We start from the raw sequence: 15,594 nt of genomic DNA, 5'->3' as shown, positions 1-15,594 counted from the left end.
AGGAACATTTCCCCCATGTCGTGGCGGAAGCGCGAGAACGTTGCCGGGCGGCCTTGGCGCGGTCGTGTCCGCGACTATGATCTTTTCAAGGAGCTCACGATTGGCCTCGTCGTTGTCGGGCTGTTGGTGGTGGGCCTCGCGGCGATCTTCAGCTCCCCGGACGATCCCGGGGTGAGCCTGAAATCATGGGCGGCTGAGGCGCCGTCGGACTTTGTCGCCACGGCCACAGCTGAATTGGGCGGCACCAGCGATACCGCCGGCTATGGGCCGCCCTATAATGCAACGCCAGATGCCACCCAGCACCTCGGGTTCATCGACCTGCAAAGCCTCTCCGGTGTACGCCTGCCGATTGACACGGCCAACGACTTCGTCATCAATCCGCTCAAGACCCTGCCCGTCCCGCCGCCAGCTCTTGCCCAGTGGTCGGCGGCCGCCCCCGTCGACCAGGCAAAGTGGACCGCCGCGTACACCGCTGCGCTCACAGCCGCACCCGACGGAGATCCAGCCCAGGTCGCTGCCGGCGCCTACGGTCCGGTGCCGGCCTTGACGGGCTCTCTGCTGGCCATGGCCGCCGGCGGAAACCTGGACGGCGTGCTGCAAAGCGCGGGCCTGCCCTACAACTTGGACTACACGCCCTCCATCTTGTTCATCGGCGATGGCAGCTACTTTCAGGGACTTGCCGCCAACGCTCACCTGACCGGAGACCAGTGGGGCGTCATGAACGAGACGGGCGACACCCCTGGCCAGTCCTGGCTGTGGCTGTTCTCGCTGCTCTACCAGATCCAGCCCTTTAAGTCCTCCGCCAATGCCGATATCCTCGTGGTGTCCACCATGCTGGTGCTGTCGCTCCTGCTAACGCTGCTGCCCTTGATTCCAGGGCTGAGGGACCTGCCACGCAAGATTCCTGTCCACAAGCTGATCTGGCGGGACTACTATCGCCAACGGTGATCTAGGCGCCCCGACCCGGGCAAGCGGTATCATTTAGCGCCTTGTGCCGGCGGGCTGCACCGTCAGGCTGAGCGCCAATTTCGGGCACAGTTTGACAGCATCACGGGCCGCCTCGGCGTCCCGGGCGCCCATCGCCACGTTGGTGCGGCCCCCGTTTCGGGCTGCCCTGGCCAAGGGATATCCCCAGTCATCACGGGACAGCAATCCTGGCAACAGTTCGGTGCACAGTCCCCGCCCGTCGCATTTGGTCCAGTCGATGTGCAGTGTCTCGCTCATGCCGTCCTCCCGGACTTTCTTGTGCAGGTGCCCACCAGGTGGGCCCCGACGTCGTCGGAAAATGTCTCTAGGGCGCTGGCCACCAGCCGGGCGGTGCCGTCCGGATGGTGGCAGGCACCCCGGCCGCCCACCAGATTTCCCAGCCGCTCCAATTCCTGCACCAGGCGCGGATCCGGGTCACCGTACGCGATCGCGTTCATAACCCTGGCCATCGCGGGCAGGCCGAACATGCACGGGCCGCACTGCTTGGCAGACTCCCCCGCCAAGTAGTTCAGGATCCCGGCTGTGGCCGCCAAACCACATTCCGAGGCTGCGAGCACATGGAGCACCCCGGCTCCCGGGCGGACCACATGGTTCCCCGGCCCTGACGGTGAGAGGCGGTAGCCCAACGGCCGGACCCACTGCCCGTGATAGCCGCCAACCAGCACTGCCCCAACTTCTGAAAGGTCGACGCCAGAGCTCGCCAGGATGCCGAATAGGCTTGCATCGCCTTCCACTTCGAGTACTTGCTCCGCGCCATGGCCCGAAACGGATACGAGCCGCGTTCCGGGGTCCCGGTCTGATCCGGCCGTGCGGAACCAGCCGGCCCCATGGCGGGCGATGAGGGCCACATGGGCCAAGGTCTCCACATTCAACACGAGGGTGGGCCGGCCTTTGACTCCCGATTCGCTCAGGCGGCGACGCTTGTCCAGTGGAAGTGCAATCCCGTTGGTGATGGAGTTGACGACGGCGCTTGCCTCACCTGCGATGAAGGTCTCCGGAGCTTCCACCACCTTGACCTTGCGGGTGTCGCGGCGCTCCGCGACGGCCAATTCCACCGACTTCTTGGCCGCCGGTGTCGTGTAGAGGTACACCTGCGATGCTGACACTGCCGCTCCGGCAATCAGCAGGCCGTCAATCACCAGGTGGGGCGCGTGGATCAGTAGGGTCTTGTCCTTGAAGCTAAGTGGCTCACCTTCGGCTCCGTTGGCGACCACCACGGGCCTGGCGGCCAGTAAGGCCGGACCATGGCCCTGGCCCGTCGCCGCCAGCTTGCGCCACGAGGAAAAGGCGGCCCCTCCACGCCCCGTCAGGCCCGACTGCTCCAGGACAGAGATGAAGTTTGCGTCAACACGGTCAAGGGACAGGGCGCCAAAGGTCAACTCATGGCTGGCCAGGTCCGCATTGGCCCCAGCAGCAAACAGCTGGAGGTTCCCCTCGGTGCCCCAGGACTCCTCGGCAGCGGGCATTGTTGTCTCCAGTGCATTCATGAAAGTCCTCCTTGCCGGGCTTTGGCAGTTTCAAGAAAGTTCACCGACAGGCGCCATGCCACGGCTCCGACAACAACGACTACAGATGTTGCGGCGAACAACAGGAACCACTTGCTGGTTCCATCGGTGCCGTTGCCGACGGCATGAGCCAGAGCGATCGGCCACATCAAATAACTAAACCAGTGAACTGCGCGAAAGCTCCGCTGGCCAATGCGGTGGCGCAACAGACCCGTAGCCACGAGTGCGAGCACCAGGTCAAAGGCCACCGTTCCAAGTCCCTGCCAGAACGGCTTGAAGGCCCCGAGAAAAGGAACCACCACATCGGTCACGGTGAGCTTGGCGAAGGAATCCAGCATCAACGACCCCACATGAAGCGCCAGGAAAACTGTGGCAAGCAGGGAAAGGTTGCGGTGGAGCAAGGTGAGAGAAAAGCGCGGAATTCCTGGCAGGGGCCGGCCGGAGCGTGTCACGATGCCCAAGAGGACTGTCAGGGTAAACAAGGCCAGAGAAACGAATCCGCTCGCCCGGCCAAAGGCCCACATGGCGTTATCCATGGTGCTGCCCTCCCGCCATGGAGACCGTTCCCTGGTGGTGGTCCCTTGGCCAACTTCCTGTGGCGACTACACGTCCCTGGCCATCGACAAAGCGCCCGGCAATGCCTCGTTGCTGGAACCATTCCACGGCACCAAAACCACGGACGACTCCGGCGGTGGTGAACGCATTGGCCAACAGGCACGAGGGCGCCGCAACGGTAACCGATCTCCAGACGGGCTCCGCGGGAAGACCAAAACGAGGATCCAAAATGTGGTGGACGTCCCTGCCGGCGTGGGTCCAGCGGCGCTTCTGCGTGCTGGAGGTCGCCATGGCATGCCCAGCCTGCAAGGTGACTTGTTGCCACGGATCCTTCGAAAGATCCTGGACAAGAACCTGCCAACCGCCGTCAGGGCCGCTGCCGGCGGTTGCGATGTCCCCTCCCAGCGAGACGAGGACTCCACAGCCCAATTCGGTGGCCACCTTTTCGGCTGCCTTGTCCGCGGCGACGGCCTTGGCAGTCGCACCTAGGTCGAGTCGAATGTCCTCCGGCACAACCAAGGTTTGCCCCTCGAGTCGTATCCTCTGCCAGCCGGGTTTCCTCCCGCGCGATTGAAATTCCGTCACGGCCGTCCCGGCCAGCTCCAGCTTTAGCTGTGAAATGTCACGGTCGTATCCCAAGGCGTCCATGTCCTTACCGAGGGTAGGATCGACGTCGCCATCGGTCCACCTGGCCGCGTCAAGGGCGCTTTCCACCAGCAAGGCCAACATCCGGCTGACCGGTGCGCCCACGGCAAGTTCCGCGTGCTTGAGTATCAACTCTGAGTCCGTGCGGAAGCGGCTACAGGCGTCATCGACGTCGGAGACCACGTCTTGAACAATGCGTTGCGCGTCCGTCATTCTCGAGGCGTCGGTGACGGTCACGGACGCAGTGAGTCCCCAAACGGTCCAAGAAGTCGCGGCCTCCATCTTAGGATCCTGACGATCGGACGCTAGTGGTCCCGCCGTTACCTTGCTGGACCGAGCTCCCCCCGGAGGTGCCATTGGAGTAACCATTGTCGCCGCCCTGCTCCTGTGAGGTACCGTCGTCTTGCCCGGAACTCGAGGTGGAAGTGGCAGCGTGGCTCGTGGTGGTAAGGTCCACGGCCACGGCTGCGATACCCGCGACCGAAAAACTGCCAAGGGCCACAAACGTGGTGATGCCCGCCGCTACTTTCCTACCGCTGCTTCGTGTCGCCATGACCTGTTCCAATCCGCTTAGTGGTGACCTTTCCTGTCTCCATCATCCCCACTGATTCTGTGTCCTTTCTTAGTCAAGGCTGAGCATCGGTTTTTCGATGCCGTAACAGAGGCAGCACAACCACCACGGCAGCACCCGCGTGCGGTGACGCCGGTTCAACCATGATTTTGCCGTTGTGCAAGGCCACGATCTCCGCCACCAGTGCCAGTCCAAGCCCGTAGTGGCGCGTGCCATCGGTGTCGCGGCTTTCTGCGCGTGCAGAGGAAAACCTTTCAAAGACCCGGCTCTCAGTTCCCGGCGCAAAGCCGGGCCCGTCGTCGGTGACGAGAATGCGCGCCTCGCCAGCGAGAAGGCCGACATCGACTCGCACGGCTGTTTCGGCATGGTCCAGGGCGTTGGAAATCAAAGAGGTGAACACCCGCAGCAGTGCCACCGGAGAACCCTGCACTGTGATGGGGACCTCACCCACGACCGATTCCAACCGGATGGATTGCTTCAGTGCCTGCGGTGCAGCCAAGGCGACAGCACTGCTGGCAACGCCCAGAAGTTCGACTGCGGTGTGGTCCACGGCTCCCCGTGGATCGGCGGAAATCAGCAAGTCATCCAGAATTCCCGTGAGCATCTTTGAGTCATCGACGATGCGAGCAACCTCAGTGGAAACCCACTCCGGCGAAAGCCCGGGTCCGGTCAACTTTCGGCGCAGCAGTTGTGCGCGAGTGCTAAGCAATGTCAACGGCGTCCGAAGTTCGTGGCTGGCGTCGGCCACAAAACGCCGCTGCAATGACAGGCTTTCAGCCAAGGGACGCATAGCACGCCTGGCCATCCACACCGACGATCCGGCCGCCAATAGAGCCGCAGCCGCGACGGCGACGACCATGGCCAACACGATCCGGTTCAGCGCCTCGCGGCCCTCGTGGGTGTCCATGGCAGCTTGGATCACCCTGTCACCGCGAAATGTTGTCAGTACCTGGTAAGTTCGCCCGTTGACTAAGAGATCCACTTGTTCATCCGAGTGCGAGGCCGCCACACGGCTCATCGCGGCCGTGTCAGGGAGCCCCTGCGGCATCACCGGCGAGGCGCTCAGGCGGCCCTCCTCGGATATCGCCACATAGACTCCAGCCGGTACGTCTCGTGGAGAATCAACCTGTGTCGCGTTGATCAAGCTCTTGTTCATGGCTTCCGCGGTACTGGCGGCAACGATTGAGTACAGCAAAGCACCCATCAAGGCCAACAGGACAGCGATGAGCGCCGTAAATTGCATAGACAGCCGAACAACGGCACGCCGGAGTTCTTTCGCATCCCTCGTGTTCACGCTAGCGGTCCCAGGACGTAACCCAAACCCCGCACCGTCAGCACACACGACCTGCCCAATTTCTTGCGTAAGTAGTGCACGTACGTATCCACCACGCCGCCGTCGTCGGCATCGGAAAAGACCGACTCAAGCAGGCCAGCCCTGGTGAAGACCTGCTGCGGACGGCGCGCGAGGTGCTCCAAAAATTCACATTCCCGTTCGGACAGGACCACCCGGCCATCGACGTCGAGCAACACCGTCCGGGTGCCGACATCAAGAGTCCCGCCTGGAATCCGCACCGTGGCGGAAGTGTCGGCATGTCGGCGCAGGAGGGACCGGATCCTTGCCAGCAGTTCGTCGATGTCGAACGGCTTACCCAGGTAGTCTTCGGCACCCCTGTCCAAGCCCTCGACTCGGTCGGCCGGATTGCTCAGCGCCGAGAGGACGAGTGCGGGGGTAGTGACACCTTTGCGGCGCAGGCGCTCGAGTACGTCCAATCCCTCAATGGCAGGCAGACCTCTGTCCATCACGATGACGTCGAATGGCCGGCTCAGCCCTTCATGCAGCGCACGCTGGCCATCATGGGCAGTCACCACTGTGTATCCCTCGCCCTCGAGCAACTCCCGGAGCAACGACGCCAACGCCGCATCATCCTCAACCACCAGCACAGAACGTTCATCACCCATGAAGTGAAGTATAGGCGCCGTAAACCATGCTGCAGTTGGGCCCGGAGCCCAAAAAACCACTAGGAATGCACGCAAAACATTGCGGCAGGGACTGCATCCAGCTCCCGTAGGGTGTACCACTGCTGGTCCGCCGTCCCCAGCCCAAGGAGTCGCTGCATGCCAGATGAGCCAAGTAGCCAGGTGTCGATTTAGCAGTATGGCCTCCGTGACCCACAGGACCGGCGCCCACTTCACGGTCGACTTCGCGCGTGGCTGGCGGCGGACTGCGGCCGGCAGGTTCATCACGGCCGATGTTGTGTCAATCATCGGCTCATTGGCAGCCTGCACGGCCATTGTGGCGACCGGTATCTCCATGTTCCAGGTAACTCCGGGCCATGAACACTTGCGTTGCCTGGACACTGGGAAGCTGACGGTGCCAGGGGTGGCGATGGCCTCCCTCGCGTGGCCCGTTGTCACCTTGTTTTCGTTACGACCCAGGCGCCTGCTTGACTGGCTTACGGTAGAAGTGACCACGGGTAGCCTGGCCCGGACGCCCATATCCCGTCCAGTGGAGACGCGCCTGAGGCCGTTCTAATCCTGGTCGTCATGCACCTCGCCGTCGTCGCCTTTCCTGCCTTGGTCAGCGGTGGATCACAACGGAGCGGGCGCAATTGCAGCCAAAAGTAAGCCTCGATCTCTAATTGTCCTTGGCAGGTCTGGTACCCGCTGGCAGGATAGATAGTGGATGTTCCGTGCAGTGGTTGCGACTCTTTCAACTCGTGAACCATCCCATGAATCATGCCGTTTTGTTGACGGGGTAGTTCCCAGGGCGGTTCACATTGAAGTCAATAGAACGACTGCCGATCCTCTCCGGGGAATCAGTCAAAGGCCGAGAGCCACTTCAGGACGCGTCGGAACGACTTGTTCTACCCGTGTCCCGTCATTGCGGGTCATTCGACTGCGAAGCCGTCAACACCTCGCCAGAGCTTTGGCCAGAGGGGAAGGACGGACAGTTCACCCATAAGTGCGTTTGACGTCACTCCCCCAGCCTTTTCGGGAGTCAACTCCAGCAACCACGAACAACTTCCTACATTTGGCAAGATTGATGCACCTGAGGCCATGAAGTAAACGCTTGTGCGGACCATGAAACGAATAATGACCCCCTGTTTTCAGAGGGTCATTATTCGAACATATGTGCCCAAGGTGGGATTCGAACCAGACTATTGCCCTTACAAACACTATTGCCCTTACAAACAAAGGGAACACCGCAACCACAGGCCCAAACCGGCCCAGTACGACTCGATCCTAACCAGTCACACAGCAAATGTGTTGACACAGTCAACACACCCCGTTTCCCCGCCACTCTCGGCCGCGCCGGGTCCTTGAGATGCGAGTGTCACCGTTCGGTGACACAATGGTTTCGGAAGGGACAGCATCATGACACTTGGGAACAACATCGACACACCCGCCGCCGCGGGAGCGCTGATCCGCGCCCAGCGCATGAATCACAGCTTGACACAACAAGCCCTGGCCGACACGGCAGGGGTCTCACGGAAATTCCTCATCGACCTCGAAGCCGGACACGAGCGTGCCGAACTCGGCAAGACCTTGGCTGTCCTGGCAGCACTCGGGCTCTCCTTGTCCCCCGCAACCTCCATGCCCCGCGGCAGCGACTACGACCCCGACCGGCGTGACTACGGAGCCACCTTCACAGATCTCCTGGCCAAGAAGGACTTTGAATTCGCTATCAAAATGCTCGCCGACTACGCCACCGCATCAATGAAGGCAGGCCGACCGCTCCTCCAGCGCAACCCACAACTCAATGACCCACAATGGTCGGCAGCACTGGCGGGAATCACCAACTACACCGCACACCGTCTCGACCAAACCGCCCCGGCTTGGACCAGACGCATCCGGCCCCTCAAAGAGGCCTGGATGCCAGCCGAGTCCTACAGGAGAGTCCGCGAACCCATGAGGCGACTAACACAGTCTGAAACACCTCGCGAGCTTGCCGCTATGAACGTCTTCATCCGCGAACGCAGCCTGGCAACAGCATGAGCGCCGGCGAACTCACCTGTGACCAAATCCTGGCCCTCCTCCGTGAACTCGGCAACAGGCTGGCCACTCGCGGTATTCATAGTGACATCAAACTCGTAGGCGGAGCCGCGCTCGTACTGCAAGGCATAGGCAACCGTCCCACTGCGGACATCGACGCCAGTTACGCCGAGACAGCGTCGGTCAACTCGATCGTGGCTGAGATGGCCACGGACTACGACCTGGCCAGTGATTGGCTCAACTCCAATGCATCAGCATTCATCCCCGACAACGCCAGCTGGATCACCCTCGAAGAACTCGACGGACTAACCATCCAGGCAGCAGACAGCGAAACACTTCTAGCAATGAAGATCGCCGCCGAACGAGACAAAGACACCCTCGACATCGCGCGCCTCCTACGAAAACTCAACATCACCAACGCCATCGACGCCGTCGACGTCGCCTTCAACAAGTATGGCGATCACTCCATCCCACTCGCCGCCAGTCGAGAAAACTACCTCATCGTCGTCGATGACGCATTCGACGCTGCAACAAGCCTCGAGCCCTAGACTAACCAACTGCCGCGCACGACCAGGGCCACGCAACAATACAGAAATCGAGTAGGGGGGACGGGTTTCCCGTCCCGCCTCGCACACCACCGTACATGGGGGCCCGCATACGGCGATTCGCTAGGTCATTGAAAGTGAGCCCACGTAGGGCGAAGGTAGACCCACCTCAAACCCATTAAATCGCTATGACCGGAGCCCTGTGGCGGTAGCCCATACAGTCATTTCCACCAGCGATGGCGACCCGGCCAGTACGGAGCACACCATGACGACTAGCAAGTGCGCGAAAGGGTGCCGCACCCCGCGTTTCTTTCAAGGATCCGGCAAGCTGCGCAATGCCGCCAAAGCCTGCCCTAGATCACTGGCGGCCGTATCAGTGGCAGTAAATTCGTCGATGAACACGGCATAGTGAGGAGATGGCATACGCGAACTCCTGGCAATCCAGCGGCTTAGACACCATCTGGCTTATCAGGAGTTCTCACCCTTTTAAAAGCCACTTAAACACGAAAACCCCCTGTAAACAGGGGGTTTAGCGTGCCCAAGGTGGGACTCGAACCGGCTTTTACCCCTTGCAAACACTGGGAAGTAGCGAGTTACTGCGGAAGTTCGGCCCAGTACGACGCAGTCCGGACCGGTCCAGAAGGAAAAGTGTTCCCGGCGGGAACAGGCCCATTTTCATGAATCCTGGCTAGGTACGCCCGCCGACTCCGACTAGAGCCTACCGTCCTTGCCATCGGTTAGCGAGGAACAATATGGGACACGATCACCGCGGCCGATAGTTCCAATCCAATATTTCCAGCGGCCACTCCCAGGGCAAGATCAAACGCCTCATTTGTCCCGAAGTTGTGCTTGAATCCGTTGATCCAAAGAAATGACACCATCAGTGTCCAGGCAGTGCGCTTGTTTCCGTCCAGCAGCGGGTGAAACCTGGCCACCGAATCCAGCAACGCCGCTGCCTTCAAGGCAAGGTCCGGATATGCTTCCGTTCCCAGCACGGTGGTTCCCGGACGGGCGAGGGCGGAGGCAAACAGGCCGATGTCCCGGATATGAAAGCCATAGCCGTCGACGACTTGGAGAGCATCCTCAATATCGAGATACTGCGTCATGCATCAGCGAGGCGGGTCAACAGCTCGGCATCATGGCTCTTGACGAACTCAATGCTCGCAGCGATCTCACGACGACGCCGGTGACGTTGTAGCACCATCTCGGCGCCCTGAAGCAGCAGCGCGGACTTTGAGGTATGTTCCTCAAGAGCAAGCTTCTCCAGCTCTCGATCCAGCTCTTCGGGTACTCGCAGATTCATAGCCATACCTCATGGTACCAATCCGGTACTAGCTCTGTCCATCAATCCAGAAGATCCGACCCGATTCGGGTGGTCCCGCTCGCCACAGGAGCACCCAGACGTCGAGATCTACATTCTCCACCACATCGCCACGCGCCGAACTTTAACGAGAGGCCAACATACCCACGTTCGTCAAAATAGGCGGCGGCATCATTTCCGGAACAGTTCACTCCTCGACGGACTTCATTTCGCCTCGAGATTCGCAAGCCGTTCACCAATGCGGCTGCCCGCGCGATGAGCCTTGGGGCAGCGTGCCAGCCATCTCTTCAGCACTGCGATCTCGTCAGGTCTTTGGCCGAGCTTCCGGTGGACGATGGCGGCCTGCTCCGTGTACCAAGGTGCAGACTCGCGACCTCCCGCATCTTCTTCGGCGGCCTCGATTGCCTTGTAGCAAAGGTTGAGGGCTTCTTCGAGCCGACCTTCGCGTTTCAGCTGCTTTATCGGCTCAACAAGTTCAAGGTAGTGGACACCGTCCACCATGCCACGCCTGAATTGTTGTGCCCGTTCACCACGGCCCTGCAGCGCTTCGCGCACCATTGCTGTCTTTTCCGAGTGGGAGCTGTTTATTCTCTCCGTGGACGTCAGCGCTGGCGGATTCTGCGCTGTGAATTGCCATTCCGGCTCGCCGTGGCCCAGCCAGACGTATGCCTTTGCCAACAGCTTCTTTTCGCGCAACACGTGCAGCTGATAGCGCACCGGTTCGCTGGCACCGGCTGGCAATGCCAAGTCTTTAGCGGCGTAGGAGGGCAGACAGCCGATCTTTTCACCATCCACAAAGATGGCCACGGCATGCGGATCGACAGGATTGTCCGGCTCCCGCTGCAGCTGGGCCTCGCTTTCGTAGTAGCCCCGCTCACGCAGCGCCTTGCGGTTTGCAAGTGCAGTGACGGCGTCCTTGGCGAACGTAGTTGTCCCTGCGACTTCCAGGCACGGGTGAGACTGCAGGGAAACGCTGAGCACCATACTCGGCTGCTCGGACTCAGTGCCGGCGCGAGCCACCTGCGGAGGGGCGGGCTTTACGCCAAATGCTTCACGAAGCCAAGCACCAAGCCTCACGGGGTCCCCCTATTTTTGTCCTGCGCGGCTTTCCTCTGCTGTGAGCACGACTCTACCAAGGATGCCTGAAGCAAGGGCCTTAGTGAGAAGGTTCTGCCCAAGATCTAGTTGACAGGTGAAAGTGTCAATCAAACCTTGAGCAGACCCCTCCTCATGATGCTTGAAGGTGTGTCTCGACAGGTTCTCTACACCGTCGGGCACCTGTCGATGCCGGGCGGTCATGAGTAGTTCGTGGGAGAAATTCGATAGTGGCCCCAGGATCTGGCTGACTACCCCCTGCAACGGTGACTTTCATGGTGTGTGGTCCTCTTTGCGATGTTGAGTGGCAAAAGCCACCCTCAGATCGCTGCCCGCCCCCGTCACTGGTGCTGATCAAGCCCGAGGCTTTGACAGCGTCGTCACTCACCAACCAAGAGATGGCTGGGGAACGCGGCCTTTGGGGTGGCACCGGGTGGCTGTTTGACCTGTATAAAGTGGCGAGCCGTCTCCCCGGCGAACTCCGACTTCAATGACGCCTTGATATTAGTAGCGATGACGTGAGTCCCTCCCGCAGTAGCCGGAGGGCTGTGGCACAGCCAATGCAGGATCCCTCGCCGGTGACAAGACCGGCTTTCCGGTACATCGATCGTCAACAATATAGCCATTCATGAATGTGTCTCCAGCTCTCGGGGAAGAATCCCACCCTGACACCCGGTGCTGCTGCAAAGAAGGCTTTGGTGTCTAAGCCTGAATCCACCGATTTGGCGGGTTGCACGGTGTTTTAAACACGAAATGCCCGTCTTTTCAAGGATAATTGGACTTACCACAGCTCAATTTTCCTGAAAATGAAGGACATCTCGTAGATGCTAGTTTCCCACACGCCGGCGGCCGTGTCAGTTTCCTTCGACGAGCAGAACCTGGTGTCGCCCACGGGCTTGGTGCCGGTGATGCGCCTGGCCGAGGACGCGGGACTGCATGCCTTGGCCGATGAGTGGATAAAGATCCCTACGGATAAGGGGGCAAATGCGGGATTGAAGGTATTGGCGCTGGTGGCAGGCATGGTCGCCGGGGCCGACAGCATTGATGACATGGCGGTGCTGCGCCACGGTGGGATGAAAAAAGTCTTCAAGGGCGCTTACGCCCCGTCAACGCTGGGCTCGTTCCTGCGGTCCTTCACCTTCGGACATGTGCGCCAGATCGACGCGGTCGCCTCCCGACTTCTGGTGAACTTGGCACGGACGGCACCCTTGCTCGGGGCCTCGTCCGGGGAAGACTTCATCTTCGTGGACGTCGATGACACCATTGTTGAAGTCCACGGCTACCAGAAGCAGGGCTCAGGGTACGGGTATTCCGGGGTCCGCGGGTTGAACGCACTGCTGGCCACCGCCTCCCGCGAGGACACCGCACCAGTCATCATTGGCCAGCGCCTGCGGAAGGGGGCGGCGAACTCCGCCCGCGGCGCAAGGAAGTTCGTCACCGAATCCCTGGGCACGCTCAAACGCACCGGGGTGGAGGGGCCGGTGCTGTGCCGTTTTGATTCCGCCTACTACGGCCACCCCGCCGTCAGTGCGGCCCTGGTCGGTGGCGCCGATGTCACGGTCACGGTTCCGATGAACAAGGCCGTCCAAAGCGCCATCACCACCATCCCGGCGGATACCTGGACGCCGATCAAGTACACGAACGCGGTCTACGACGAGGAAGCCCAGGCATGGGTGTCGGCCGCGGAAGTCGCTGAGATCCCGTTCACCGCGTTCTCGTCCCGGAAGAAGGCCGAGCAGATCACCGGGCGCCTGGTGGTGCGCCGGATCCCGGAACTGAACCCGAAGGCCCCGGCAGGCCAGCCGACACTTTTTGACACACACCGCTTCCACGCCTTCTTCACCACCGTGCCAGCGACATCCCTGGGTACGGTCGCTGCAGACCAAGCCCACCGCAAACATGCCCGGACCGAGCAGGTCAACGCTGACCTGAAGGACTCTGCCCTGGCCCACCTACCCTCGGGAAACTTCGCTGCTAATTCGACCTGGCTGGTCGCTGCGGTCATGGCCTACAACCTCACCCGTACCGCCGGGGCCCTTGCCGCCGGCACCTTCAGCAAAGCCCGGACCGGCACGATCCGCACCAAGTTGATCAACGTCCCGGCGCGGATCGCCTCCAGTGCCCGAAGAATTACGCTGCACCTGCCTGAAGCCTGGCCTTGGCAGGAAGCCTGGGAAAACCTCTTCACCGCCACCCACACCCCACCACAAGCGGCATAACACCCATCCACCCAGCCTGTCCCCGGTGCAACCCAAGGAAAACAAAATGTGGAACAGCACCGGCAGCGAGGCCGGCCACCAGGTCCTGCCCGAAAACACAAAATCATCAAAAACGGGAATCAGCAGATCACCAAGCCGGCTCGGTGGATACAGGCTAAGCCTGAATCCACCGATTGTTTTGGGTTGTTCCTCGGCGTTTTAAGCACGAAATGCCCGTCTTTTAGGGGAAAATGGGGCTTGTCTAGAGTCCAGTTCCACGAAAAAGAGGAGCATCTCGCAAGTGTTAGTTTCCCATACCTCGGCCGCCGTTCAGTTTCCTTCGACGAGCCCAATCTCGTGTCCCCGGCCGGGCTGGTGCCGGTGATGCGTTTGGCCCAGAACGCGGGCCTGCAGTCTTTGGCTGATGAGTGGTTGTCCGTGCCCACGGACAAAGGAGCGAATGCCGGATTGAAGGTCTCTGCTCTGGGCGCTGGGATGATCGCTGGTGCTGACAGTATCGATGACATGGCCCTGTTGCGTCACGGTGGCATGAAGAAGGTCTTCGCCGGCGCGTACGCACCTTCAACTTTGGGCTCGTTCCTGCGCTCCTTTAAGTTTGGGCATGTGCGTCAACTCGACGCTGTTGCCTCCCGTTTCCTGACCAACCTCAACCAGGCAGTGCCCCTGCTCGGCACAGCTACGGGCAGTGAGGATGGTGGTGGGTTTGTGTTCCTGGACGTTGACGACACAATCGTGGAAGTCCACGGCTACCAGAAACAAGGCTCGGACTATGGGTACTCCGGGGTTCGTGGCCTGAACGCGTTGCTGGCGACTGCTTCCAGGGCAGATACTGCCCCGGTCATCATCGGCCAGCGCCTGCGCAAGGGCGCGGCGAACTCAGCCCGAGGTGCCAACCGGTTCGAAGCCGATGCCTTGGCTACCCTCAAACGCACCAACACCACTGGCGCGTCGGAAAACGTGTTGATGCGCTGTGATTCAGCGTATTACGGGTACCCGGCGGTCAGCGCAGCCCTGGACGGCGGTGCCCAGGTATCCATCACGCTGCGGATGGATCCGGCCGTGAAAAAGGCTACCGCCACGATCGACGCTGATGCGTGGGAGGCGATCCGGTACACGAACGCGGTCTATGACGAAAACACCCAAACCTGGGTCTCCAACGCTGAGGTGACCGAGGTCCCGTTCACCGCGTTCTCCTCACGGACGAAGGCCGAACGAGTCACGGGCCGCCTGGTCGTGCGCCGCATCCCAGAACTGAACCCCAAAGCCATCCAGGGCCAGACGTCGTTATTTGACACGCACCGCTTCCACGCGTTCTTCACCACCGTCCCGGTAGAGACGTTGGGAGCGGTTGCTGCCGATAAGATTCACCGCAAGCACGCCATTATTGAACAAGTCAACGCGGACCTGAAAGACAGTGCCCTGGCCCACCTGCCCTCGGGAAAATTCACTGCGAACTCTGCCTGGCTCGTCGCTGCTGTGGTGGCGTACAACCTCACCAGGGCTGCTGGGATCCTGGCCGAGGGCCTGTTCGCCAAGGCCAGGACGGGTACGATCCGGCGCAAGCTCATTCATGTTCCTTCCCGCATCGTCAGCAGTGCCCGACGTATACGACTCCGCCTCCCAGAGAACTGGCTGTGGCAGAGCGAGTGGGAGAACCTCTTCACCGCCACCCACGCACCGCCACAAGCCACATAAAACCCGTCAACCCAGCCAACAAGGCGCAACCAGAAACCCCAAAGCGTGGAACACCACCGGCAGCAAGGCCGACCACTTTGGCCTGCCCAAAAAAGAAACCGCCCCCGACCACCGAAATCAATCAGCAATCAGAAGCGGCTCGGTGGAACAAGGCTAAGTCGGTGACCAGGTGCCTGTACACCGCGTTGCACTGGGAGCAGAAGTAGGTGACTTCTACATAGCCGGGCGGGCACCAATGGCGGTGGCAGACCCCGCCCATGACGATGTCCTCATCAGTTTCACAGTGGTTGCACCAAATGGGATGCGTTGTCTCGCTCTGGATTATCGCAATAGTTGCCGGCTGATTGGTGTCTTCCTTTTGGCCCCACATGGTCGACCACCCTTTCTTGTCGTCTGAGCATGGCCTTAGTAGTCATAATTCTAGGAACCTTTCTTTCCCTCGCCTACGGCCAAGGGACCCCAA

At 60.7% G+C, this 15,594-nt stretch carries 13 protein-coding genes and 1 pseudogene; 5 read left to right on the top strand and 9 right to left on the bottom strand.

Annotated features, from left to right (window positions below; translation table 11 throughout):
• Positions 1-15: 15 nt before the first annotated feature.
• A complete protein-coding gene (locus tag AAGW05_RS12095; RefSeq protein ID WP_411804776.1) occupies positions 16-948 on the top strand; it encodes a hypothetical protein in 933 nt (310 codons plus the stop codon).
• A gap of 33 nt (positions 949-981) precedes the next feature.
• Here AAGW05_RS12095 and AAGW05_RS12090 read toward each other — a convergent pair whose 3' ends face one another.
• The 6 genes from AAGW05_RS12090 to AAGW05_RS12065 all read right to left on the bottom strand — a co-directional run bounded on the left by AAGW05_RS12090 (position 982) and on the right by AAGW05_RS12065 (position 6,222).
• Positions 982-1,224, bottom strand: coding sequence for a ferredoxin (locus AAGW05_RS12090; RefSeq protein WP_411804775.1), 243 nt, complete (start codon positions 1,222-1,224; stop codon positions 982-984).
• Positions 1,221-2,474, bottom strand: coding sequence for an NADH-ubiquinone oxidoreductase-F iron-sulfur binding region domain-containing protein (locus tag AAGW05_RS12085; RefSeq protein ID WP_411804774.1), 1,254 nt, complete (start codon positions 2,472-2,474; stop codon positions 1,221-1,223). The genes AAGW05_RS12090 and AAGW05_RS12085 overlap by 4 nt, the downstream gene beginning before the upstream one ends.
• Positions 2,471-3,028 (bottom strand): ferric reductase-like transmembrane domain-containing protein, encoded by a 558-nt coding sequence (locus AAGW05_RS12080; protein ID WP_411804773.1) that lies wholly within the window; start codon positions 3,026-3,028, stop codon positions 2,471-2,473. The genes AAGW05_RS12085 and AAGW05_RS12080 overlap by 4 nt, the downstream gene beginning before the upstream one ends.
• Positions 3,021-3,929, bottom strand: coding sequence for an FAD:protein FMN transferase (locus AAGW05_RS12075; RefSeq protein ID WP_411804772.1), 909 nt, complete (start codon positions 3,927-3,929; stop codon positions 3,021-3,023). The genes AAGW05_RS12080 and AAGW05_RS12075 overlap by 8 nt, the downstream gene beginning before the upstream one ends.
• Positions 3,930-4,318: 389 nt before the next feature.
• The gene (locus tag AAGW05_RS12070; protein WP_411804771.1) at positions 4,319-5,506 is read right to left on the bottom strand and encodes a sensor histidine kinase; all 1,188 of its coding nucleotides are present in this window, start codon (positions 5,504-5,506) and stop codon (positions 4,319-4,321) included.
• 47 nt (positions 5,507-5,553) lie between these two features.
• The gene (locus AAGW05_RS12065) at positions 5,554-6,222 is read right to left on the bottom strand and encodes a response regulator transcription factor (RefSeq protein WP_411804770.1); all 669 of its coding nucleotides are present in this window, start codon (positions 6,220-6,222) and stop codon (positions 5,554-5,556) included.
• Positions 6,223-7,638: 1,416 nt separating this feature from the next.
• Here AAGW05_RS12065 and AAGW05_RS12060 point away from each other — a divergent pair.
• Complete coding sequence (locus AAGW05_RS12060; protein WP_411804768.1) at positions 7,639-8,259, top strand: helix-turn-helix domain-containing protein; 621 nt, start codon at positions 7,639-7,641, stop codon at positions 8,257-8,259.
• The gene (locus AAGW05_RS12055) at positions 8,256-8,804 is read left to right on the top strand and encodes a DUF6036 family nucleotidyltransferase (RefSeq protein WP_411804767.1); all 549 of its coding nucleotides are present in this window, start codon (positions 8,256-8,258) and stop codon (positions 8,802-8,804) included. The genes AAGW05_RS12060 and AAGW05_RS12055 overlap by 4 nt, the downstream gene beginning before the upstream one ends.
• A gap of 734 nt (positions 8,805-9,538) precedes the next feature.
• On the opposite strand, the gene AAGW05_RS12050 is transcribed toward AAGW05_RS12055, so the two are convergent.
• From AAGW05_RS12050 to AAGW05_RS12040, 3 genes are all read right to left on the bottom strand, one after another.
• Complete coding sequence (locus AAGW05_RS12050) at positions 9,539-9,907, bottom strand: type II toxin-antitoxin system death-on-curing family toxin (protein WP_411804766.1); 369 nt, start codon at positions 9,905-9,907, stop codon at positions 9,539-9,541.
• Positions 9,904-10,104, bottom strand: coding sequence for a hypothetical protein (locus AAGW05_RS12045; RefSeq protein WP_104092141.1), 201 nt, complete (start codon positions 10,102-10,104; stop codon positions 9,904-9,906). The genes AAGW05_RS12050 and AAGW05_RS12045 overlap by 4 nt, the downstream gene beginning before the upstream one ends.
• 222 nt (positions 10,105-10,326) lie before the next feature.
• Complete coding sequence (locus AAGW05_RS12040) at positions 10,327-11,106, bottom strand: HIRAN domain-containing protein (protein ID WP_411804765.1); 780 nt, start codon at positions 11,104-11,106, stop codon at positions 10,327-10,329.
• Positions 11,107-12,041: 935 nt separating this feature from the next.
• Here AAGW05_RS12040 and AAGW05_RS12035 point away from each other — a divergent pair.
• Positions 12,042-13,436 (top strand): IS1380 family transposase, encoded by a 1,395-nt coding sequence (locus AAGW05_RS12035; RefSeq protein WP_411804764.1) that lies wholly within the window; start codon positions 12,042-12,044, stop codon positions 13,434-13,436.
• A 280-nt stretch (positions 13,437-13,716) separates the two neighbouring features.
• Positions 13,717-15,131: pseudogene (locus AAGW05_RS12030) on the top strand (IS1380 family transposase).
• Positions 15,132-15,594 lie beyond the last annotated feature (463 nt).

Origin of the sequence: Arthrobacter sp. LAPM80 (genome assembly GCF_046736435.1) — a bacterium.
In the GTDB taxonomy this organism is placed as follows: Bacteria; Actinomycetota; Actinomycetes; order Actinomycetales; family Micrococcaceae; genus Specibacter.
The sequence above is the reverse complement of the archived record's forward strand: the minus strand, read 5'-3'. Positions and strand labels throughout refer to the sequence as shown.

What these genes read in the sequence shown, in the direction of transcription:
- AAGW05_RS12095 (WP_411804776.1), top strand. Translation starts at nt 16, where the DNA reads ATGTCGTGGCGGAAGCGCGAGAACGTTGCCGGGCGGCCTTGGCGCGGT.
- AAGW05_RS12090 (WP_411804775.1), bottom strand. Translation starts at nt 1,224, where the DNA reads ATGAGCGAGACACTGCACATCGACTGGACCAAATGCGACGGGCGGGGA.
- AAGW05_RS12085 (WP_411804774.1), bottom strand. Translation starts at nt 2,474, where the DNA reads ATGAATGCACTGGAGACAACAATGCCCGCTGCCGAGGAGTCCTGGGGC.
- AAGW05_RS12080 (WP_411804773.1), bottom strand. Translation starts at nt 3,028, where the DNA reads ATGGATAACGCCATGTGGGCCTTTGGCCGGGCGAGCGGATTCGTTTCT.
- AAGW05_RS12070 (WP_411804771.1), bottom strand. Translation starts at nt 5,506, where the DNA reads ATGCAATTTACGGCGCTCATCGCTGTCCTGTTGGCCTTGATGGGTGCT.
- AAGW05_RS12065 (WP_411804770.1), bottom strand. Translation starts at nt 6,222, where the DNA reads ATGGGTGATGAACGTTCTGTGCTGGTGGTTGAGGATGATGCGGCGTTG.
- AAGW05_RS12060 (WP_411804768.1), top strand. Translation starts at nt 7,639, where the DNA reads ATGACACTTGGGAACAACATCGACACACCCGCCGCCGCGGGAGCGCTG.
- AAGW05_RS12055 (WP_411804767.1), top strand. Translation starts at nt 8,256, where the DNA reads ATGAGCGCCGGCGAACTCACCTGTGACCAAATCCTGGCCCTCCTCCGT.
- AAGW05_RS12050 (WP_411804766.1), bottom strand. Translation starts at nt 9,907, where the DNA reads ATGACGCAGTATCTCGATATTGAGGATGCTCTCCAAGTCGTCGACGGC.
- AAGW05_RS12045 (WP_104092141.1), bottom strand. Translation starts at nt 10,104, where the DNA reads ATGAATCTGCGAGTACCCGAAGAGCTGGATCGAGAGCTGGAGAAGCTT.
- AAGW05_RS12040 (WP_411804765.1), bottom strand. Translation starts at nt 11,106, where the DNA reads ATGGTGCTCAGCGTTTCCCTGCAGTCTCACCCGTGCCTGGAAGTCGCA.
- AAGW05_RS12035 (WP_411804764.1), top strand. Translation starts at nt 12,042, where the DNA reads ATGCTAGTTTCCCACACGCCGGCGGCCGTGTCAGTTTCCTTCGACGAG.